We start from the raw sequence: 20,194 nt of genomic DNA, 5'->3' as shown, positions 1-20,194 counted from the left end.
GGCGGTAAATGCTTGCATGGATAGATTTGTATTTTGATATCTACGGACCCGGCATTCCATACCGGGCTGCGGATCCTGACCAGGTTAGCATGAGAAAGATAAATGAAGGTTAAACGAGCTATGAGCGGGTTGAGGATGAACGGTAACGCGCGACTAGCCAGACGGCTGTACAGGCGATAACCGGAACCAGCCAGTCGAGCAGGCTGGCCATATTCCACACCTGCCAGTCAAACCCGCCCCACCACGGCATGTTGGCGCGCTTACCCTGGCCAAACAGGGCAATCCAGCGGTATTCAGCCTGGGTCTGCTCACGGGCGATAAACCACAGGGAACCCAGCGCACCACCGATTCCCCATCTGCCCAGTTTCAGGCCGAACAGACACTGGATCGTTACGGCGGCGAACGCGTGTAGTAAAGGGGAAAAATCCATGCTCATCCTTCTGTAAGTCCAAACGTGCAACATGGCATCATAATAAGGCTTACCCTGAATGTGAAAAAATCTGCCATCACCCGACGGGGATTCACTGGCGGCTCCCTACAAAAAATCAGGATTGCCCGGAAAGACCAGCGATGAGATAGTGATCTTTCCCCTTGAACGAAAAAAAACCACCCAAGAATAACAACAACTGTTGTCGACGGTTTCGTTCAATAAGGGTATTACCATGTCTCAAAAAGTTACTGCAGGCCAGGTGTTCTGTAATGTCGCTCTTTTCTTTATCGCTGCGCTGCCACTGGCGGTGACAGGAATTGCCATATTCTTTATGGCAGAGGGGATTGAACGATGGTCTGCCGGCGGGTTTTGTTTAGCAATGGCTTTTGGGATTAGCCAGAGTATCTGGCGAAATCTATCTGGCAAATAGTTTAGCGAAAGCTAAACACACTAAAGCAGGATGTTAATCCTGCTTTTTTATTGCCGTAATCCAGCCTGGTGGCAGGAAGTTATGGCGTCCTGAACGAGATGGCAGCCCTGAATATATGAGAAAAGCCAGCGAATGACGGCTGTTTCTCCAAAAAGTAACTTTTTATTTTCGCGAAAGTATAAAAACATTCAAGAAAGCGGGTATGTAGATCCGAAGCGTTGTATACGAATTCCTTTCCACAGCCAGAAGCGTGATAACCGCGGCTAGCAATCCTATGACGTCTGTTAGTGTGGGTGGCCATGTATCACAGTAGGTCGTCATCGAGTACTGGAGCCATTGTTCAAAAAGGTTTGTGCGCGTATGCATGCTTATATCCTTGATTATATGTAATGAAGGGAAAACATTATCGCATGGTGTACGCGTCGTTTTTTCCGTATAAGGACCTAAAATGAAGGCATACGCATTCAGGGTTTAATTTTTGGCTCTAAACATGATTTCAAGTTAACCCACGAACGCGAATATACCTCTTTCACTCCACCAGATGATCTTTACGCCACGCATTGCATAGAGAAAATTCTTGCCGAAAAGAACTGGAGTGCAGCCACCTTAACCTTTAATCCGCAAACGACACAATTCATCTGGCACTAAAAAACCGCCCGGAGGCGGTTGTTTCCAGGATGCGGCTGTCGATCCCTACATTGTAAATGTTCACAGGTGATAGCCTGCGCCCTGCATAGCCTGTTGCCTGCGAAGGAAATCCATCAGGGCAACCTCCGCCTGCCTAGTGACGTTCGGGGTCACACCATGTATTTACTAACTGCCTCAAAAAATAGATAAGCCCCGACACAATCAGCAACGCAGATAAGGCTGTCAACATAGCAACCGTCATAAGAAACTCCATGTTCTCAGTTTTTGTCCTTAAGAATCTTAGAACGTATTTTGCATTTGTCACTAGCTTCAGCGATCTACGGTGCCCGGTTATCTAGGCATACAGAAAAACAGGTCAAACGGGGCTGATGGCAGACGTGTATGGCAAACCTGGCACCCACTAAAAATGGGGATTGATAGAAACAGTAACGTTTGTAAAAATAAAATCTACGCCTAAGGAAAGCCCTGCAAAAACTTTAGTTTAAGCACAACACGGCAAGCCATAAAAACAATAGAAATATGAAGTCGATGGTTTCTGATCGCTATTGCCCTGACTGTGGAGAAAATGAGCGCAGCAAGACCCGGCACCATACTTCCAGCTACAACAACTCCTACGTATCTTCATCTGACAACGCGAATTCAGGTAACTATAGCGGTGGGACTGACTATGGTGGGAAGAAGCTGCCAGCCACCACTGGTGAAATAATTTTTAATGTCATTGCTGCGATTGTAATTAACAGTATTGGCCTGGTCGTTCGGTCGGAAAGAGAAATCTTGCCGGGATATTCCGGGCCGAATTAGCTTTGATTTGTGAGCCAACACATCTATGGCAAAGAGGGAAACCTCATTTGACAGGCAGTCCTGTACCAAATATAGTCATTGCCACCCTGAATCACTTCATATTGTGTATTCACATAAACTTCTTGAGGTTCAATATGCCCATCCCCTTCATGCCTATATTAATAGGCAGCATCATTAACGCTATTCCGGTATTAGCGTTGTATTTTGCCGTCAGTAAAAACATTAAACGGCTGGCCCCATTAGTTCTCTTTTCAATCGTATACTCAGCTGGAAATTCCCTATATTGGATTTCTAATCAAGTTAACCTGACGCTGATTATCACGTTTACCGTCTTAGTCGTCGTAGGATTGATTTGTCTTTACTCCATACTCAGGCATGAAAGTGGTAGACTGAAGTCATGGTTTCTCGCAAGTAGCGCTCTTATTCTATGTTCGGTTATTCCATTCGTACGGCTGAGTTTGTTTCTGGAAGAAGTCTCACCTACGTTTTTTTATCCGTTGATAGCAGCGTTACTGGCTGTGGGTGTTGTTTCATTGGCTTTCGCCCGAGGTACTGGTGGGCCATTGACTAACGGGACTGCATATCCAAACGGAACTATAACTAAGACTTATGCTACCCAGACAGAAATAGATACGGATTTAGCCATCAAAGGGAGATCTGTGTTATCAGATCCAAATCTGGATGAAGGCGAACGAGCAAGATACCGTCAAGCTCTGGACGAGAAGGACAACGGATAACGCAAGCCCTTCAGTCGCCACGCTGTTAGCGTGGCGATTTTCATATCAGCTAACCTGCCACCCGTTTTCATACACAATACTGACAATAATGTCCGCAGAGCGCTCGAAGCTGCCTGTCATGCCTACTTAAGAAACAAGCTTAGCGTAGGATATTTTCCGTTTCCTGGCGGCCCCCTTGATCACCGTGGGCAGCAGGGTTTCTTCCGTATCTATGCTGAGCTGGGCGGAAGCTATACGCAATACAACATGACATGGGACGAGGCGAACAAAAGCATGACGTTATCTGGCCAGTGGCTGAATACAGATGATAAGTCGCTGCGTACCGCAGACATGCTGCAATGCACTGGATCGGCGCAATTAATGCGCGAACCACCGAAAGCACTGTCTACACTGGAATTGTTCCAGCAAGGTAAGGCCGGAACTACTACATTTTTACATCGGCCCAGGTGAAGTATTTCGGTTCCATGAAACGATTATTTGTGCTGCCAGACCTAATTGGCATTGGGTCCGCGCTGGTTACGGGGTATTTGAAATCAACTCTGATAAAGCTGCGCTCCCCACACTTATATATAATATATTCACTCCAGACTTTTTCATCACCTTCTCTGTCCGATTTATAGGTGTCTACATCGCAGGTTTCGCTTTTATTCCCTGCTTTCCCTACAAGTTTACTACCAGATAACTCTAGCTTAAGGCCTTCAATAGTAATTGTACGTGATTTAAAATCGTTGTCGTTACAACCCGCAAGGAGCAGCGTAAGTATTCCTGCATTTAGTAAGGTGGTTATTTTCATAGCAAGTCCATTAATAAAATAAAATGTCAAAGTATTACAATACTGTGCTTTCGGCAACCCGGTGTTAAAGGTTTTGTGAGAAACTACTAATAATAATGGTGTGTAAGTAGTATCAATCTGTTAATTTAAATAAAGGCAAGCAAAGCGGCCGGTAAGCGGAATCAGTGCGGAGATAAAGCTATCACCTTCTAAGAAGTTACGCGGTAATACTTTATCAACGATATGATGTACGGAGAAATGAGTATTGATGGCAAGTTCTTCCGCGCCAAAGACTTTGTTCGATGCAGTATGCCCACGAGAAACCGACCGTATTGTCACTGAATCGTAATATTAGCATTGGGCGACAGCCCACCGCTAACTAAATAAAATTTAAAAATCCCCCCCGGTGCTTGCAGGCGGCGCATATATTTTCGAAAGCGGAATCGCAGCGTCCAGTGATGCTCTTCCTGGCGCGCGGCACAGCTTATTTCGGTTTTATCTCTGAATTATTGCGAAAAGGCCTGTTCACGCCTGAGCAGGTTAATGCCTCAGCCGGTTTGTCAGACCGTTTCACTACGTGATCCCCGGCGTCATTACAGGCATCGCTCTACGCATGCCTATTCCGCCCTCCTGTATTAAGCGAGCCGCAGGTACTCCATAAAAAACCTGCCAGCAAACATCCAGAATTACCGGCAGGTTTTTCGTTACTCGCGCTGCGCGTTAGCGAGGATTTTCGCCATCCACACGCGGTCAATTGCCCCCGTATCGTAATGAGCGAGGGTAAAGACTTTGGCCTCGCTCATCATTAGCGCCAGTTCGGGGGTGATATTGAAACTTGCCGCAACTTCATGGCGCTCAAGTTCAGGCCGGCGCTTACGACGCTCAATACGAAAGCGCAGCTGGTTGTATTTTGCCCAGGCGATCAGCGCCAGACTTATAAGACAGGCCACCAGCAGGTAGATACTCAACGTACTGAGCGTGGTGTAGAACGGTCTGGTCCCCATAAAAGGATTGTGTTCAATCGCGGTTATCAGACCACTGTAAATCAGCCAGCCAAACCCCAGCCAGGCAACGATGGTTAACAGAGAATCCAGCGCGCGTGGAAACAGCCGTTGTTCAGTAAAAATTAAAGGTTGGATCATGGTTTTAATCTCCCAATACCGCGATCGGGACTCACCCAACGGGCTCTGCTGCGTTTGCGGCGCAGCATGACTTTCGGGAAAGCCACAAGCGTAGTGAACAGGCTCAACATCCAGTACACCACCGGAAACCAGATAATCCAGAACAGAGACGCCGCAATACCTTTCTCGTAGCGTCTTTCAATAATCAGACTGACCGTGAACTGCAACAGACAGACCACGCCCAGCATCAGGCCAGTAAAAGCCGGTGGGAAAAGGTGCTGAACATATAAAGAATCGGGCATCGGAATAAGCAGCCCGAAGAGAAACAACAGAATGCTGACGGCATAGGCAAAGGCCCATGCGGTTGACATACAAAACTCAATAAACAGAGGCCACATACGTCGGTACTCCCAGCTCCACAAGCGACGCATATTGACGATAAACACCTCCGCGCCCCCCTGCGCCCAGCGCAGACGCTGCTTCCAGAGCCCTTTCAGCGTCTCGGGCATCAAAATCCAGCACAGCGCACGAGGTTCGAAGAAAATTGACCAGTGGCGCAGTTGTAACTTCCAACTGATATCAATATCTTCCGTGATCATATCCGGGCTCCAGTACCCCACCTCTGCCAGGGCGCGACGGCGATAAGCGGCAATGACACCGGAAACGGTAAAGACCTGACCATAGACGCGCTGGGTACGCTTGATAAGGCCGATGATAGATGAAAATTCCCCCACCTGGACTCGCCCAACCAGCGTTGAACGCGTGCGGATACGCGGATTACCGGTCACGGCCCCCACGCGAGGGTGATTGAGCAGCGGTGCGACCATATACACCGCCGCATCTTTATCCAGCAGCGCATCACCATCAATACACACCAGAAAATCACTGCGCGCCGCCGCGGCACCCGCCTGCAGGGCTACCGCTTTACCCTGATTTTCCGCCAGATGAATCACCCGCAGCCGCGCATACTCACTTGCTAACTTGTCCAGCACGGCCGCGGTGCTGTCGATAGAACCGTCATTGATAGCAATCACTTCTATATTTTCATAACGTTGTGCCAGCGCCGCTTCGATAGTCTCACGTGCATTCAGCCCTTCGTTAAAGCACGGCACAAGAATGGAGATCAGCGGATTGCCTTCGAGTACAGGTGGCGGTGTGCCCGGCCCCCATGGCCAGTGGCGCTCGCGGTGAAACCAGAAGTAAAGCCCACCGCTTATCCAGAGGGCCGACATAAACAGCGGCCAGAAAAAGACGAAATCAAGGATCACTTCACCGGTAAAAATCACCGCCACGCCGAGCGGAAAACTGAACATCAGGCAAAGGATCAGAAAGGCGATGAGGCGATCGGTCATTTTTGCGGATACCAGTAGGAGGAAAAAGCAGAACGGATCTCTGCCATCCGGGGTTGATCGTTAATGAAATCGTCCGGGTAGTAGCCATAGTTTCTGGCACCGCTCAGCTTGAGCTGCCGCATCCACCCGTTAAGCATTTCACCGCTAATGTTGTCCTGCCCTGCCCCCTTACGCCAGTCGCGTGCCTGAAGTTCAAAGACCGTTTTATCCAGCGCGCCGGGGTAACGGGCTACCTGCCCGACGAGTCTGTCCAGCCAGGCATTGGCATCGTTGACCGGGACATTCTCCATCAGCGGCATCGCCATCGGGGCTGTCCAGTCGTAGGTGCCGAGAAAATCATTCAGATTCTGCGCAAACCAGGTTTCGCTCTGGGGATCCAGTACCGGCATGGCGTAAATGTTGCGGGCGGTTTTGATCTGTGGGCCGCGCACGGCACGCACGGTTTGCGTGAGCTCCCGGGTAAAATCAATCAGGGCGCGACTTTTAAAGCGCGTCCAGCGCGCCAGCAGTTCCGGGTTGGCGCGAATCTGCGCGAGATCGTCCGGGAAGCCTGCTAAACGATAGGCTTTGAGCGCATCCGGGGAGGCATCCTCAAAGTCGGTCAAAAAAGCGTCATCATGGAACAGAATGCCGCTGAAGTTGGCATGGCGCGCCAGGTCCTCGTAGATGTCGTTGATTCTCTGCCGGGCAACCGCACTCCAGGGTGATAAGCGCAAATACTGGCGATTATCTGGCGCAATTCGTCCGGTGTCTGACGACCAGGCCGCCACGCGAGGCACCGAGGGGTCTAACCCAAACGCCAGTACCGGCATCCAGGCGTAAACCTTCACTGCGGCACGGGTCTGCAACTGCCAGGAAACGAAGTTAAACAGATCCGCCCGCATAGGGAGCCAGCGACTGGGGAAATAGAGCGCATTGACGTTGCCGTCCCCTTTCGGATCGGCATAGGCCTGTAAAAAGACATGGGTGATCTTCATATCGAAAACCCGCTGAATGAGCAGATCGATATTTTTACGCTGTTGAGCCAGGTTTTTGTCGTACACATAGTCGAGATCGACATGCATAACCCGCATGGTCTCAGGTTCCCTGACCTGAGCTATCTGGCTGGCGAAGCTACGCAGCGAAGGGTTGTTGGAAATCAGCACCCGGGGAACATCTTCCAGATTTGCGGCATTCGCCAGCCCCTGGTTCAGGGTGAAAGCTATCTGGTAGCCCTGCTGATGCGCGAGCTTAAGTGTTGTCCCGCTCGCCGCACCGTAGGGCCAGACCCAGGCTCGCGGTGCTTTCCCGGTGACCTCTTCGATTTTGCCCGAAATGCGCGACAGGTCAGCACGAATACGCTGTTCAAACTGCGCATCCGTTTCGTACTGTCCGCTGGTTTTATCGTAAAACCGGTTAGCGACTGCGGGCTCCTTACTGCCTTGCGGATTGGCCTGATGGCCGTAATGGGAGGCCCAGGTGTGCGCCCCCACTTCCACAAGCCCCGACTCGCTGGCCTCGCGTACCATTTTCCAGGTGGCAAACTTTTCCCGCGGTGTCTTTAGTCCGCCAAAATCCACCAGCGAATGTTCCGGTGCATCCACCCAACTGCCGACAGGCGCCCACAGAGCAGGCCATTTGAACAACCGAAGCAGCGGCAAAACGCGTGTCGAGAAGCTACTGTATCCATCATCAAAGGTCAGCATCACCGCCTTTTCAGGCAAGGTGATTTTTCCGGCATGGGCATCCAGCACCTGCTGCACGCTAATCGGGTGGTAGCCGTTATCATGCAACCAGGCAAACTGGTCGTTCAGGGCGCTGGTGCGCACGGACAGATAGCGCTGATCGGCGGCACCGTCCTCCACGTCATGCCAGCCCAGCACCAGAAAGCTGTTTGTGGGCCAGCGCTGGTCCGCATACAGCGCCGGACGCTCGGCGGGAGGAAGGTAACGCGGTGCCGCGGCCAATGCACACATGCTCATCATCATCCACCCGACGATTACCCTCGCGGCGAGAAGCCATCGTTTCATCATGAAGCGCCCTTAAAACCTGACATTCAGATCAAATGCGAGGGCAATATTGCGCTCCCGCTTCCCGTCGTATGGACGCTTATCCCAGGTCAGTTTCACCCCGGCATCCACTACGTTATTCCATTGAATACGTTGCCCGTAACCTAACTGATTGATGGCCCCGGCACTGTGCCCTTTTTGCCAGTAGCCGCCCGCCCCCGCCTCAAACTGCTGCTTCCAGACCGTGTCGTAATGGCGGTACAGCACCTGTTCGGCGCGCAGCCCTGCAACCGCTGCAAGATCGCGTTTGGGGTTGTAATAAGGCACATTTTCTTTGCTGTTATGGCTGCCGCCGATGCCGGGGAGAAAATCCAGAGTAAAACGTGGTAGCGTCCAGAGGCGTTCTTTACCGCTGATACCGTATTCCAGTCGATCATTGCCGTCGGTGAAATGGGCACCGAAAAGCGAAACTTGATATTCGCGTCGTTCGTTCTGATACCAGCGTAACCACAGATCGCCACCGTTGGCGTTTACCCCATTACGCAGGGCACGCAGCGGCGTGTTACGGGATAACCGCTCCGCCGAGCCCCCGACCCGCCAGCTGTCGCTGAAATCGTACCAGCCAGAGAGGCGTCCGCCGATTTTCTGATCGCTGCCATCGTTGCGCCCGGAGACCTCCATTTCGGCCCAGCTATTCCTTGACGTCCATTCCACGCCCGCCAGCAGGTCCCGGCTTATGCCCTTCCCCTCCTCAAATTCGCCACGGGCAAAGTTGTAGCCGGTAAACAGTCGCCAGTTTTGGTTAACAGGTGGGCTATAAAGCGCAGCGTTGAGGGTAAAATCATTTTTGCCACTGACCGGACTGTCGGATGAGATGCCCTGAGACCCGGCTATCCGCAGTTCAGCTTTGTTATGCAACGCCATCAGTCGTTCAAGCTGCAACGTGGCGGCGTCATCCGGGCTGCGGGTAACTACATCCTTCGTCAGTTCGTCGGCCTGCTGCCACTCCTGTAGCTCCATGGCCGTCCATGCTTGTTGCCGTTCCAGCTCCAGGTTGCTGGGTTCAATGACTTCGGCAAGCTTAAGTTCGCGCTCTGCGGCACGGGGTAATCCTCTCGCCAGCAGCACTGACGCATAGGCAATACGCAGTGCCTGGTTACCCGATCCTGTTCGCGCCAACCGCTCCGCATGCGTCTCGGCTGCAGGCAAATTATTGGTGGCGACCAGATATTCGGTTTGTAAGGTTCTTGCCAGTAGCCAGCTGTCATTGGGCTCCGGCGTAGGAGAACCGTAGATTTGTCGCAGGTAAGGGTTCTCTTTAGTGTATGTATCCAGTTGCTGCTTCGCTTCGTCGAAATGGTTGTTATCGAGACGGGCAAACAGCAGTTCCTGTTGATCGTCCATGGTCAACGGCTGTGATGCCAGGGTCGAGCCACGCGGAAAATAGATGCTTTCAAGCAGCGACTCGGCTTTGTCCGGCTGCTTCTGCGCAAGATATGCAGAAGCGACCCATCGTCTGGCGTAGTCAGGAACCGGCGTTCCGCTCGCCTCGAGCGACTCAAATTCGGCGATCGCTTCATCCATGCGTTTACGGATAACCAGCGCCCCCAGCCGGTCAATTCTGGCGCGTCGCACATCACCTTGCGCCTCGGGATGGGATTTCCACTCGGCAATCAGCGCGTCATAGCGAGCCAGTGCTTTATCTGCCACCAGAAATCGTTCCTCTTCATTGCGGGTGGGCGTGAACGCAGTGCGGACGGTTTGCGCCGCCGCATCCAGTTCAAGTTGACGTGTAATGGCATCAGGCTGCGGGAAGCGCTCTGAAAGGGTCAGCGCGGGGCCGGCAATGCGGTTGGCCGACATGGCAGCCAGCAGCGTGGGCACCACGTTTTTGTTGTGGTCTGAATCGGTATCGATTTGGCTGGCCGCCAGTACTGAATCCCAGTTTTTCCCCTGAGCATGATAAACATAAGCCAGCAGTGCCTCCCTCTCTGGCCCCGGCTCCTCGTCTGCCCAGCGCCGGGCTTCGGTGATGGCCTGCTCGTTGCGATGGGCATCTGCGAGCGTCATTATCCAGCCGGTGCGGGCGTCGCTATTGCCGGGCTCATCTTGCAGAACGGTTTCCCAGACGGCCAGCGAGTCATTCCACTGCTTTTGGTTACGCAGCGCGCGGGCGGCAGCGACCTGCCCTCTGGCAGGGATGGCCATGCTTTGGCGATAACGCTCCCATACCGCCAGCGTCTCAACGTCATTATTGGCCCATGAGGAAACCTGAAGCCAGTCAGCAATCTCTCCCGCCGTTAACTGTGTCTGCTTTTCCCGAACGGCAAGGTATTGCAATAAAGGCTGGCGGTCGCCATCCCGTGCCTGAATAATAAGTTCGTCGTAGGCAGACATTTCGGCGTATGCCCATGTCGGGAATAACATGCTCACCATTAATAAATATCGTCCTGAACGTAAGGGTTTAATAACGCAAGAGGAGCAGGAAACTCTGAACATGGCTAACCCTTAATCTCTGTTTTAACGTGAGCTTTTCATTTATACATGACTAAAAGATGACGGAAATTTAATAGCTAAGCAAGAAAGAAAAAAGTACAGATGAATTTGTAATGTCATACTTTTTTCGTATTTACCATTATCCAGCCAATGACTACCTGTTTTAAAAAAACACCTGGGCGGCACTCGAAAAGTTAGCAGCCACGCTTGCCTTTTACCAACTCATGAAATAAAAAAACACGCCGGAGCGTGCTTTTCATGTTAAATTCATTCTTTCGTATTAGTCTTTTTCTGCATACTCACTAAAATGGCCTGGCAAACGTCTGTTAAAAATTCTTATCCACAGAAAGCGTGACATTTCTCTGTCGATAATCATAGAAATCGATATTGCTATCGACCCGTTTATAGGTGAAATTCAGTTTCGGCATTACCCCAAAGAAATAAAGGTCGCGATGCCAGAGCGAGAGGTTATAGATCTGTTCGTTATCTTTCCGTCGCGTCGAAAAGATATCACTGTCGGCCTGATAATTGCGTCTGGCAATGGCCGTGGTGGCGGCAAAAGAGAGTTGCCAGGGCATATCAACCTGCACCCCGCTGCGCAAACCTACCCGGTGGTTAGACTCACTGCGAGTGAAGGTCTGCTGATCGAGCAGATCGAAGCCGGCAAACCCTGACACCCGGTTACTGAAGGCATGGGACAGGGTTGTGGAAGAGTAACGATTTTGCCCGCGCAAGAATCGATAATTTTCATCATCATAATCCAGTTTCTGATATTCCAGCGCCTGACTCACCTGCCAGGTGGGCGTAAGTAAATAACTGTATTCGGCGCGGACGCCAGGGCCAGAAGAGTACGCCTCGGTGCCATACCATCTTTTTTCATAAAAAGGTAACAGGGCAAATTGCTGCCGGAAATTACGCCATTGATATCCAGCATAAGCACGGGTGGTAATATCATCAAAATCATGATTATTCCAGTAACTCTTACCGTTTACCGTACCAAGAAATCGCAAGCCATGCTGATCGTAGAGTTGGACATCTTTTTGTAATGCGCCATTGAACCAGAAACCTTCTCCGCGCTGAGGGAAACTATCCTTATTACGAATAAACAGACGATCGCCAACCCGAATGGTTTTACCCGATGAAGCATTATTCACATTGCTGTCATTCAGATAACTCACGCTGAATGAACCCGTTAATGCGCTGCCTTTCTGAATACGCTCAAGGTATTGTGCAATGACCTGCTGAATATTCTCCGGCGGGTTGCTTTGTAATACACGACGAAATTGATAATCAGCCGCGTCAAACTGACGATTTTCAAACATGGCACGCGCTAAATCCAGACGCACCGCAGCAAAGTCAGGGTGCCTGGTCAGAATAGCGCGATAGTGTTCAATCGCCTCTGCATAATGCCCCTGGCTGCGCGCCAGCCCGGCTTTCGCAAAATGAATCAGGGTAGAATCCGGATTGGGAGACGCCGCATAGACGGGTAAAATGGCACGAACCATCGGCCACTTTTCTTCACGAATGGCCTGATCGAGCAGCGCCATCGCCAGCTCTGGCTGTTCCGCCAGTTGAGTATTGGTAACATGCAGTGTCTTGTCGCCAGGCTCGGTGCGCTTGTCCGGCGTGGTCAGTCGTTCAAAGTGGGGGGCAGCAGGAATCGAGTCGGTTTCCGGCGGCGCAGCAAACGCAACGCTGAGCGGGCACAGCAAACTCAGTGCGCCAGTACGCAAAATATTCATAGAAAGGCTTACCATCTGAAGGTCCGGTCAGCCAGGCTGACCGGAAAACGATTTATTGACGTGTCGCGCCAAAGGATGCGTTTTTAGTCGTGTCTGTAAACTGCGCCAGACCGCCCAACTCTTCAGCCGTAGGGCCATTGAAATGTCCGGTGAACGTCCCCTCCTGCCCGCCGGATTGCGCGTTACCGGTGAAACCACCGTTGGCAATGTTGCCCTGCATCGCAATTTCGCTACCAAAGGTATCATTGGCTGCAATGGTGCCAGTGATGGTTTTCGCCGCAAAATCAATGTCAAAGCGAGCATCACTCAGGTTACTTTCACGCATACCCTGACCCACATAGGTCGCCGTTCCCTGGGTTGGCATGTTAGCCGCTAGCGTGGCATCCCCGGTGTAGAAGACCTCATGCTGCCCTGTTTCATGCTGTGTCCAGGTACCGAAGATGGTGTAACTCATACGACCACAGCACCATGATGTTGAGGAGATCAGGAATTGGCCACCACCACGGGTGACCCCATGAGTTTGCACCGAGCCCGCAGAGATCCCGGAGTTGCGCAAAACATATTCACGGCCCTCAGGGGTGGTGTAGGTCCAACCAGAAAGGGTACCGCCGGTGGTCAGGCTGACCGGTGCCGTGGCAGGGGTTTCCGGTGTGGTATCCGTATTGCCGTTATCCGTTTGCACAGGCGCAGTGGTTACTGGAGGCGTGCTGTCGCTACCACCACCACCGCCACCGCCACCACATGCAGTCAGCACAAAAGCAGTCAGTAATAATCCAGGTTTTAAGATCCCCATACGCTAAACGTCCTTGGTTGTGAATAAATTCGTAGAATTTGTAACATAATTTTTGCGAATAAATTTACGCCAAAACATTCAGCATCTCTAATGAATAGTCCTTATTCCCGCCAATTCTAAGATTAATCTTAACAACCACTTACATAACCTTGCGCCTATGGATCTGTTAAGTGGCGTTAATTTGACTTAAGGCGATTAATTAGCGTTTTTTTCACGCGCTTTCTTTTATGTGCCCTAATTCATCCTCTTTTGTGCTTAGTACAAATTATGTCACTCAGGTCTTTACATTTTTTTTCAGCATTTATTATTTTTTTCAACGCAACAACACTGAAATTATTTTAAACGCTCTATCAGAGCAATAATGTATGCGTCAGGCTGAGTTCAACCAACAAACCACTTCCGCTGTTGTTGGTTATTTTGCCTGTTCCGGCGCTGGTTGGCGTATGCCCGAATGACTGAGACAGCGGGCAGCTGGCGGGCAACACTCTTTATGGCAATACGTTCAGCGGTGCTGATTAACCCTAAGATTGATAACTTCTATACGCCGCATTACACGTAGAAAGCCTAAAAAAGTCGCTATGAAGTGGTTTACTGAATTTGGCCACCTGAATAGAGGTGATATCATCACCTCATAGTCAAAACAGGTGACATTATGACCGGACGTAACAGACGCAATTTTAGCCCCGAGTTCCGACTTGAGGCTGCCCAGCTTGTACTCGATCAGCACTACACCGTTGCCGCCGCTGCAACGGCAATGAATGTTGGTAAATCCACGATGGATAAATGGGTTCGCCAGCTTAAAGAAGAACGCGCAGGTAAATCCCCAAAGGCCTCTCCGATGACGCCTGAGCAACTTCGCATTCGTGAATTAGAAAAACGACTGCAACGTGTTGAAATGGAAAACGATATATTAAAAAAGGCTACCGCGCTCTTGATGTCAGACTCCCTGAACAATTCTCGTTAGTTGAGAAACTCAGGACGCGGTTTCCTGTTGCCTTTATTTGCAATGTGTTCGGGATCCATCGCAGTAGCTATCGGTACTGGCTAAGCCGACCGCAGAAACCTGATGCAAAACATATCGTTATACTTAGCCTGGTTCGTGAAGTTCATCATGCCAGTAATGGCTCTGCGGGGGCCCGGAGCATTGCCGATATGGTCAGCGCAAAAGGTGTTCCGTTGAGTCGCTGGCGGGCCAGTAAGATAATGAAAGAGCTGAATATTGTTAGTTGCCAGCAACCGGAGCATCGCTACAAAAAAGCCACAAAAGAGCATGTGGATATCCCTAATCATCTGGATCGCCAGTTTGCAGTAACGGAACCTAATCAGACCTGGTGCGGCGACGTGACCTACATCTGGACGGGCAAACGGTGGGCTTATCTGGCGGTTGTTCTGGATTTATTTTCCCGCAAGCCAATAGGCTGGGCGATGTCGTTTTCTCCGGACACAGCTCTGACAGGAAAAGCATTAACGATGGCCTGGGAAGCCAGGGGAAAACCGGCTGACGTTATGTATCATTCTGACCAGGGAAGTCACTATACCAGCAGGGAGTTCAGACGGTTACTGTGGCGTTATCGTATAAAGCAAAGCATGAGTCGACGTGGGAACTGCTGGGACAACAGCCCAATGGAACGATTTTTTCGCAGCCTGAAATCAGAATGGGTACCGAACTGTGGATACGCTAATTTTAGCGAAGCAAATAGATCAATAACGAATTACATCATTGGTTATTACAGCCAGCTCAGACCCCACCAATATAACGGTGGCTTAACACCCAATGAATCAGAGCGATTGTTCTGGAAAAACTCTAAAGCCGTGGCCAGTTTTTGTTGACCACTTCACTATTACAATCTACATCAGAAAACTCATAACGATATTTAATGCGATGTTCAGGCACCAAATGGTCTGGATATACAGCGTCTTCCTGTCGTCTCAAAATGGCACTAACTGAAAGATGCCAATCTACCTCCTCATGTATATCTACATCCACACAATCATTAATAAAGGATGGATGAAGATGCTTAGAGGTAAAAGAGCTGTGATTACCGGTGGCGGCGCGGGATTTGGTCAGGCGCTGAGCGTGTGGCTGGCACGAGAAGGCGTCGAGGTAGATTTTTGCGCGAGGCGTGTTGATGATATTCAAAAAACTTGCGGTATCATCAAGGCTGAAGGCGGAATGGCGAAAGGATATATCTGTGATTTGACTCAGCCTGAATCCCTTTCTCAGTTTTCTTCACAGTTGTTAACTTCAGACAGACCCATAGACATTTTAATCCTTAATGATGCTCAATGGCTGTCAGGAACGTTAGACGATCAACCAAACACAGAGATTATCAATACCGTCAGTTCGGGACTGACAGGTTCGATTCTACTGACTCAGGCGTTACTACCCGGGTTAAGACGTTCAGAAAGTGCGGATATCGTTTCAATTATATCTTCATGTGGGATTCCAAATTTTACAGATTCCATTGCGCACCCCGCTTTTTTTGCCAGCAAACACGGGCTTAGCGGATTTACAACTAAACTCTCGCAACAGTTGTCCGAAGAAAATATACGTGTGACTGGGTTGTATCCTCCGGATTTCGAACTAACAGGATTAGGTACGTTTGTCGATAGCCGACCCAAAATGGGGGAACGTCTGATGAATGGGCGTTCAGTCTGGGAAGCAATTCGTTTTGTGCTGGCTCAACCGCGTAGCTGCCATATCAGTAGCATCTACTTTGAAGGTCCAACTCGCGAAAAACTGAGAGTCTGAAGCTGAATCTGGCGACGCTTATCGGAGCAGTTAACGTCCGATCCTAACTCATAGCGGGCCTACACGCTCCATGAGACTGTTCGCTTCTGGCACGAAGCGGACGAGCTAACTGAGCTGAAGGTCTGCTGTGAGCGAGAAGCAGACATAGTGGGAATGGATTTGAAAGCTGTTCAATTAACCAAAGGCATGCCCAAGCGCGCCAGAGGTCTGACGCGCACTTAATGGATTTAATGAGGAGAAGATTTTGAAAAAATATTGATAACCAAAACTCCAGCACAAATCAGGAACATACCCGCTATCGCCGGGAAATCAAGCTTTTGTCCACTTACCAGCCAGCCTACAAGGCTGATTAATACGATGCCAGCACCTGACCAAATGGCGTAAGCAATACCTGTAGGGATGTTCGACAGCGTCTGGGCGAGAAGATAGAAAGCGACGCAGTAGCAAACAATGGTGGCTACAGATGGCCATAGACGTGTAAACCCTTCAGAGTATTTCATCAGAGTTGTTCCGATTACTTCAGCGACGATGGCCCCACCAAGCAAAATATATGTATTCACAACCTGACCTCATATCAAAACCCAAAAATCAATTATATCACATAGGGTTAGGTGCGCCTGAAGGCGATCAACACTAACTGTTTAGGAGTTACAAACGTTCTGATCCAATAGTCAGGTTCCATGTAAGTAGCTCTGCTGTTTCATCTGATGTTAAACACAACAACGTCCGCAGTTGGCATAGAGCGGACATCACTGTTTTGCGGCCGCTGCAGTAACGTCGATTTATGTGCGCCCTAAGCATGCCTTATTTGTTTAAGAATGACTGAACCGCGCTGGAGAATCGTTCTGGCTGATCAAGCATGATAAAGTGAAAACTGTCATCGATTCGTGTGAAATGGATATCTGGCGCATTGGTATAGGCTCGACGGTACATTTCATCCACGCTGGATGCAGGCACCCCGAATAAGGCGTCATACGCATAAACGATCTCAATCGGTGCTCTGATGTGGTCAAGCTCGGGGCGCAAATCGGTAATCATCAATTCATACACAGCATCTGCAAGGGTTCTGCGATCGGAACTGAGCCCTGCAGCCAACAGTGCAGGCCTCACCGCCTCGGTCTTAGCTAAACGGGCTATGGATGTTTTCTGAAACGCTACAAATTCTTCCGGCGATTGCGCCAGTATCCAATCTCTTGTTGCAATAGCACGCTGAGAAGCTGATTCGCTGGTCGCCGCAGGGTCAATCATTAACATATAGAACGGCAAAGCATCGACAATCATTAAGCGACCGACCAGGTCAGGATGCTGTGCCCCCAGCATCAATGCAATCTCCCCGCCAAGAGAGTGGCCAATGATCGCAGGAGCTTTGATGTGTTGGGTGCGGATGTATTCAGCGATGGCGTCAACTACCGGAGCGATGATCTTCCCGTCCCGGTGGGAAATAGCAGGTGTACTCGCAAAGCCCGCGAGTTCTAAAATGTGAACGCGATGGTTCAGCTGTAAACCTGATGCTAAATCGGTCCAAATTCCTCGAGACGACGCCAGCCCTGGGATCAATATGACATCTTTTCCTGAGCCTTGTGTTTGAACGGACACAGGCTGCAAGTTTGGATATTCTGATGATATGGACAGAGATTGAGCTTTGGACGTTGGGATGAAGACTGACGTCAATAGAAAAGCCCCTCCGAGCATCGCACGAATATTTTTGGTATACATCAAATCTTCCTGTTTAAGCCAGCCGGTTAAAAAAGAGCGGGACCCCGCGCTCGGCCTGATTAATTCCCCCACTGAGTGTTAACGCAGAAGAACGGGGCAACATCTAAAAATAACTGCTCCTCGCCCTGCAGAATAGAGGGGCCAGAAGCAGACCTGTTAGCCTCAAAAGGCCAGATAGAGTGAATGTTTAATTAAGATCTTTACTTAGAGTAAGCTGTAAATACCCGCGTTCCAGTAACCACTACCCTGGCGACGGCACGCTTTCCAGCCTAACGATATGAGTTCCTTTGCAATCAGCCGATTCATCACCCCATGACCCATGAGCAGCACAGGTCCATTTGATACTTTTGCAGACATGACCAGGATATCCGCAGCCTGAACGGCGCGTTGCTTAGCTATTCCCAAGGACTCTACATTACGGGAGATGCCACAAAGCCACATCACGCGGAAGAGAGATGCCCAGACGATGGGGGATAACTTAACAGCGGGCATCCCGAACAGGGGCAAGTCAGCTTCCCTGAAGGCTTCATCAATGATATCCGGTTCACGCCCTAATGCCTTCAGAGATGAAAGCGCTCTGGGAAGAGGACTGCTTATGATGTGCAATGCGCTGGATGCTAATGCTTTACATGATTGCGGGGGCATATCGCTGCCCGTATCAGAGAGATCATATTGTGAAATCCATTCGTTCATCTCAAGGCTCGTTACCCTCGAAGAACCTGTAAATGACGGCTTTCCATGACGCATCAAAATAATTTCCATAAAGCGCTTTGTTCTTGTGATCCTTTTGACGCCGATAGACTAACGCGATGAAGGCAGGATGCACTACCACCATATTTAGGGTTGACCCTGGATGCTTAGATAACGTGCCAGATGAAGATCAATGTGCGCAGATACAGATAGAATGATACAGCCCGTACCGTCGCTTTTCGCTCACAGCAGACCTTCAGCTCAGTTAGCTCGTCCGCTTCGTGCCAGAAGCGGACAGTGTATTAATGAGAATAAAATCGAAGCAACAGCGCTGGTTAATCGGGTTTGTACGTATATTTATGAGGACTGTCAGCCCATTGGTGAACTGTTTTTTGTCGGGTGATTTCTCTTTATGCAAAGCATTAGCAAAGCAGCACAACACACTGATAACAATGGAACAAGCAGCGTCATTTTAAACCCTGCTACTTGCGCCATCAGACCGGCAATACCATTGCCTGACATCATGCCTGTGCGCATGGCATTGGAGTGAAATGCTGATGCGAAGCCGCTACGTTCAGGCAACGCGTCCTGAATAAGAGAAATGCCTAAGCCGACAAAAATACCAAAGAATAATCCGTTAAAAAGTTGCAGCACAATCAGTTCTGTCATGTTAGTGGCCAGCTGAAGCAGGCTGTAATAGACGGCAGCAAAGAGAAATCCGACCATAATCAGTGGTTCTTTCCCTGTTTTCTCTGCCAGATGAGCAGCGGCAAGCATAACGGGAATCTCCATTATCGCGGTTGCACCCAGCAGAAAACCCGGAAACGAAGCGGGTAAATTAAGCTCGTGTACCAGGTAGAGCGGCATAATGGTCAGGTACATGTTATTGGATAAATTTGCCAGCATCATTACTGCGCCCAGAGCCCAAATCATGCCCGTGATAGGGGCATTACTGGCTTGAGTTGTTTCTGTTCTGCCTGTACTGACAGTTTTTTTATCCTTCGAAAGCAGAAACTGGCTTGCAAGTAAGGTTATGGCCGCAAGCAGGGCTGAGGCCAGAAAATTAAAGGTGAAGCCAAATCGGTCGGCGAAGACAAATGCCAGAGCCGGTCCGGCAATCCATACAATTGACACGCCTGAACGCATTTGCGTATTGAGTCGCGTAGCGTTAAGCCCCGCCGACAGTGAATGCTTTCGGATCATCGACAGGAGTAACGGGATAGACGCATTGCCTGGCCCCATTAAGAAAATGCCGATGGCCAGAGCCTCGACAGGTTCACGACAGAAACTGAAGGCTAAACCCGCCACAAAAAGCGACGTAACAGAAATCATGAAAAGTTGCCTGACTGGATGTCCCTTATCTGCAAGAGATCCCATCAGCTGGCTGAAAAACAATCCTGACAGGGCAAACCCCAGGCTGTAGAAAGTGATAAAAATCGGGCTAGCATGTAACCCGTTTATTAAAAAAAGACTCATTACAGGCAATATGAAGGCATATGAAATGGCGGTCATTACGTTTATGAGGAACAGCCGCCCAGTGATTCCGGAAAAAAAAGCCATAAATAACAACATCTCCATGTAAGGTAATCTTCTTTTTAACACGGAAACGTCTCAGGATAGTCCACTATTTCACTTCATATGAGGTGTGATGGTTTTGGGCTCTTAGCGCTTTGTCAGAAGATTTGTGTCCAGCTCCTTAGATACTCTGACTGAACGTCCGCTTCTC

General features: G+C 50.0%; 16 protein-coding genes and 1 pseudogene. 5 read left to right on the top strand and 12 right to left on the bottom strand.

Annotated features, from left to right (window positions below; all coding sequences use genetic code 11):
• Nucleotides 1-118: 118 nt before the first annotated feature.
• Entirely contained in the window at nucleotides 119-436 is a 318-nt protein-coding gene (locus tag ES815_RS20025) for a hypothetical protein (RefSeq protein WP_185902353.1), read from the bottom strand.
• Nucleotides 437-662: 226 nt separating this feature from the next.
• Between ES815_RS20025 and ES815_RS20020 the strand changes: the two genes are divergently transcribed.
• Nucleotides 663-860 carry a hypothetical protein gene (locus ES815_RS20020; RefSeq protein ID WP_142489375.1) on the top strand — a complete coding sequence of 66 codons (198 nt, stop codon included), beginning with the start codon at nucleotides 663-665 and terminating at the stop codon, nucleotides 858-860.
• Nucleotides 861-2,443: 1,583 nt separating this feature from the next.
• Complete coding sequence (locus tag ES815_RS20015; RefSeq protein WP_142489374.1) at nucleotides 2,444-3,046, top strand: hypothetical protein; 603 nt, start codon at nucleotides 2,444-2,446, stop codon at nucleotides 3,044-3,046.
• 424 nt (nucleotides 3,047-3,470) lie between these two features.
• On the opposite strand, the gene ES815_RS20010 is transcribed toward ES815_RS20015, so the two are convergent.
• Nucleotides 3,471-3,839: a hypothetical protein gene (locus ES815_RS20010; RefSeq protein ID WP_142489373.1), complete on the bottom strand. Its 369-nt coding sequence runs from the start codon at nucleotides 3,837-3,839 to the stop codon at nucleotides 3,471-3,473.
• Between the two features lie 446 nt (nucleotides 3,840-4,285).
• Here ES815_RS20010 and ES815_RS24170 point away from each other — a divergent pair.
• Nucleotides 4,286-4,378 (top strand): annotated as a pseudogene (locus tag ES815_RS24170) (nucleoside recognition family protein); the annotation flags it as partial.
• 144 nt (nucleotides 4,379-4,522) lie between these two features.
• Here the strand turns inward: ES815_RS24170 and pgaD are convergent.
• The 6 genes from pgaD to ES815_RS19980 form a co-directional block, all read right to left on the bottom strand.
• Nucleotides 4,523-4,960, bottom strand: coding sequence for a poly-beta-1,6-N-acetyl-D-glucosamine biosynthesis protein PgaD (pgaD, locus tag ES815_RS20005; RefSeq protein WP_142489372.1), 438 nt, complete (start codon nucleotides 4,958-4,960; stop codon nucleotides 4,523-4,525).
• Entirely contained in the window at nucleotides 4,957-6,291 is a 1,335-nt protein-coding gene (gene pgaC / locus ES815_RS20000) for a poly-beta-1,6-N-acetyl-D-glucosamine synthase (protein ID WP_142489371.1), read from the bottom strand. Before pgaC ends, pgaD begins: the two co-directional genes overlap by 4 nt.
• Entirely contained in the window at nucleotides 6,288-8,303 is a 2,016-nt protein-coding gene (pgaB, locus tag ES815_RS19995) for a poly-beta-1,6-N-acetyl-D-glucosamine N-deacetylase PgaB (protein WP_142489370.1), read from the bottom strand. Before pgaB ends, pgaC begins: the two co-directional genes overlap by 4 nt.
• 9 nt (nucleotides 8,304-8,312) lie before the next feature.
• Nucleotides 8,313-10,778, bottom strand: a complete 2,466-nt coding sequence (pgaA, locus tag ES815_RS19990) for a poly-beta-1,6 N-acetyl-D-glucosamine export porin PgaA (RefSeq protein WP_142489369.1) — start codon at nucleotides 10,776-10,778, stop codon at nucleotides 8,313-8,315.
• Between the two features lie 323 nt (nucleotides 10,779-11,101).
• On the bottom strand, nucleotides 11,102-12,517 hold the full coding sequence (locus ES815_RS19985) for a surface lipoprotein assembly modifier (protein WP_185902352.1): 1,416 nt from the start codon (nucleotides 12,515-12,517) through the stop codon (nucleotides 11,102-11,104).
• Nucleotides 12,518-12,569: 52 nt separating this feature from the next.
• Nucleotides 12,570-13,271 (bottom strand): Slam-dependent surface lipoprotein, encoded by a 702-nt coding sequence (locus ES815_RS19980; protein WP_185902351.1) that lies wholly within the window; start codon nucleotides 13,269-13,271, stop codon nucleotides 12,570-12,572.
• Nucleotides 13,272-13,962: 691 nt separating this feature from the next.
• On the opposite strand from ES815_RS19980, the gene ES815_RS19975 reads away from it, so the two are divergent.
• A protein-coding gene (locus tag ES815_RS19975; RefSeq protein WP_142486209.1) for an IS3 family transposase occupies nucleotides 13,963-15,140 on the top strand; the annotation gives its coding sequence in 2 pieces (ribosomal slippage) (nucleotides 13,963-14,221 and nucleotides 14,221-15,140; 1,179 coding nt in all).
• Between the two features lie 184 nt (nucleotides 15,141-15,324).
• The gene (locus ES815_RS19970; RefSeq protein ID WP_142489366.1) at nucleotides 15,325-16,062 is read left to right on the top strand and encodes an SDR family oxidoreductase; all 738 of its coding nucleotides are present in this window, start codon (nucleotides 15,325-15,327) and stop codon (nucleotides 16,060-16,062) included.
• Nucleotides 16,063-16,289: 227 nt separating this feature from the next.
• On the opposite strand, the gene ES815_RS19965 is transcribed toward ES815_RS19970, so the two are convergent.
• The 4 genes from ES815_RS19965 to ES815_RS19950 all read right to left on the bottom strand — a co-directional run bounded on the left by ES815_RS19965 (nucleotide 16,290) and on the right by ES815_RS19950 (nucleotide 20,046).
• Nucleotides 16,290-16,622 carry an EmrE family multidrug efflux SMR transporter gene (locus ES815_RS19965; protein WP_142489365.1) on the bottom strand — a complete coding sequence of 111 codons (333 nt, stop codon included), beginning with the start codon at nucleotides 16,620-16,622 and terminating at the stop codon, nucleotides 16,290-16,292.
• Nucleotides 16,623-16,866: 244 nt separating this feature from the next.
• Complete coding sequence (locus ES815_RS19960; RefSeq protein WP_142489364.1) at nucleotides 16,867-17,778, bottom strand: alpha/beta fold hydrolase; 912 nt, start codon at nucleotides 17,776-17,778, stop codon at nucleotides 16,867-16,869.
• Nucleotides 17,779-17,982: 204 nt separating this feature from the next.
• Nucleotides 17,983-18,540 (bottom strand): histidine phosphatase family protein, encoded by a 558-nt coding sequence (locus ES815_RS19955; RefSeq protein WP_260609634.1) that lies wholly within the window; start codon nucleotides 18,538-18,540, stop codon nucleotides 17,983-17,985.
• Nucleotides 18,541-18,837: 297 nt separating this feature from the next.
• Nucleotides 18,838-20,046 carry a sugar efflux transporter gene (locus tag ES815_RS19950; protein WP_142489363.1) on the bottom strand — a complete coding sequence of 403 codons (1,209 nt, stop codon included), beginning with the start codon at nucleotides 20,044-20,046 and terminating at the stop codon, nucleotides 18,838-18,840.
• Between the last annotated feature and the right edge of the window lie 148 nt (nucleotides 20,047-20,194).

Source organism: Leclercia adecarboxylata (genome assembly GCF_006874705.1).
In the GTDB taxonomy this organism is placed as follows: Bacteria; Pseudomonadota; Gammaproteobacteria; order Enterobacterales; family Enterobacteriaceae; genus Enterobacter; species Enterobacter adecarboxylatus_C.
The sequence above is the reverse complement of the archived record's forward strand: the minus strand, read 5'-3'. Positions and strand labels throughout refer to the sequence as shown.

Coding starts and splice junctions, on each gene's coding strand:
- ES815_RS20025 (WP_185902353.1), bottom strand. CDS start 436: ATGAGCATGGATTTTTCCCCTTTACTACACGCGTTCGCCGCCGTAACG.
- ES815_RS19950 (WP_142489363.1), bottom strand. CDS start 20,046: ATGGAGATGTTGTTATTTATGGCTTTTTTTTCCGGAATCACTGGGCGG.
- ES815_RS19970 (WP_142489366.1), top strand. CDS start 15,325: ATGCTTAGAGGTAAAAGAGCTGTGATTACCGGTGGCGGCGCGGGATTT.
- ES815_RS19985 (WP_185902352.1), bottom strand. CDS start 12,517: ATGAATATTTTGCGTACTGGCGCACTGAGTTTGCTGTGCCCGCTCAGC.
- ES815_RS20020 (WP_142489375.1), top strand. CDS start 663: ATGTCTCAAAAAGTTACTGCAGGCCAGGTGTTCTGTAATGTCGCTCTT.
- ES815_RS19955 (WP_260609634.1), bottom strand. CDS start 18,540: ATGGAAATTATTTTGATGCGTCATGGAAAGCCGTCATTTACAGGTTCT.
- ES815_RS20010 (WP_142489373.1), bottom strand. CDS start 3,839: ATGAAAATAACCACCTTACTAAATGCAGGAATACTTACGCTGCTCCTT.
- pgaA (WP_142489369.1), bottom strand. CDS start 10,778: ATGTTCAGAGTTTCCTGCTCCTCTTGCGTTATTAAACCCTTACGTTCA.
- pgaD (WP_142489372.1), bottom strand. CDS start 4,960: ATGATCCAACCTTTAATTTTTACTGAACAACGGCTGTTTCCACGCGCG.
- pgaB (WP_142489370.1), bottom strand. CDS start 8,303: ATGATGAAACGATGGCTTCTCGCCGCGAGGGTAATCGTCGGGTGGATG.
- ES815_RS20015 (WP_142489374.1), top strand. CDS start 2,444: ATGCCCATCCCCTTCATGCCTATATTAATAGGCAGCATCATTAACGCT.
- ES815_RS19960 (WP_142489364.1), bottom strand. CDS start 17,778: ATGTATACCAAAAATATTCGTGCGATGCTCGGAGGGGCTTTTCTATTG.
- pgaC (WP_142489371.1), bottom strand. CDS start 6,291: ATGACCGATCGCCTCATCGCCTTTCTGATCCTTTGCCTGATGTTCAGT.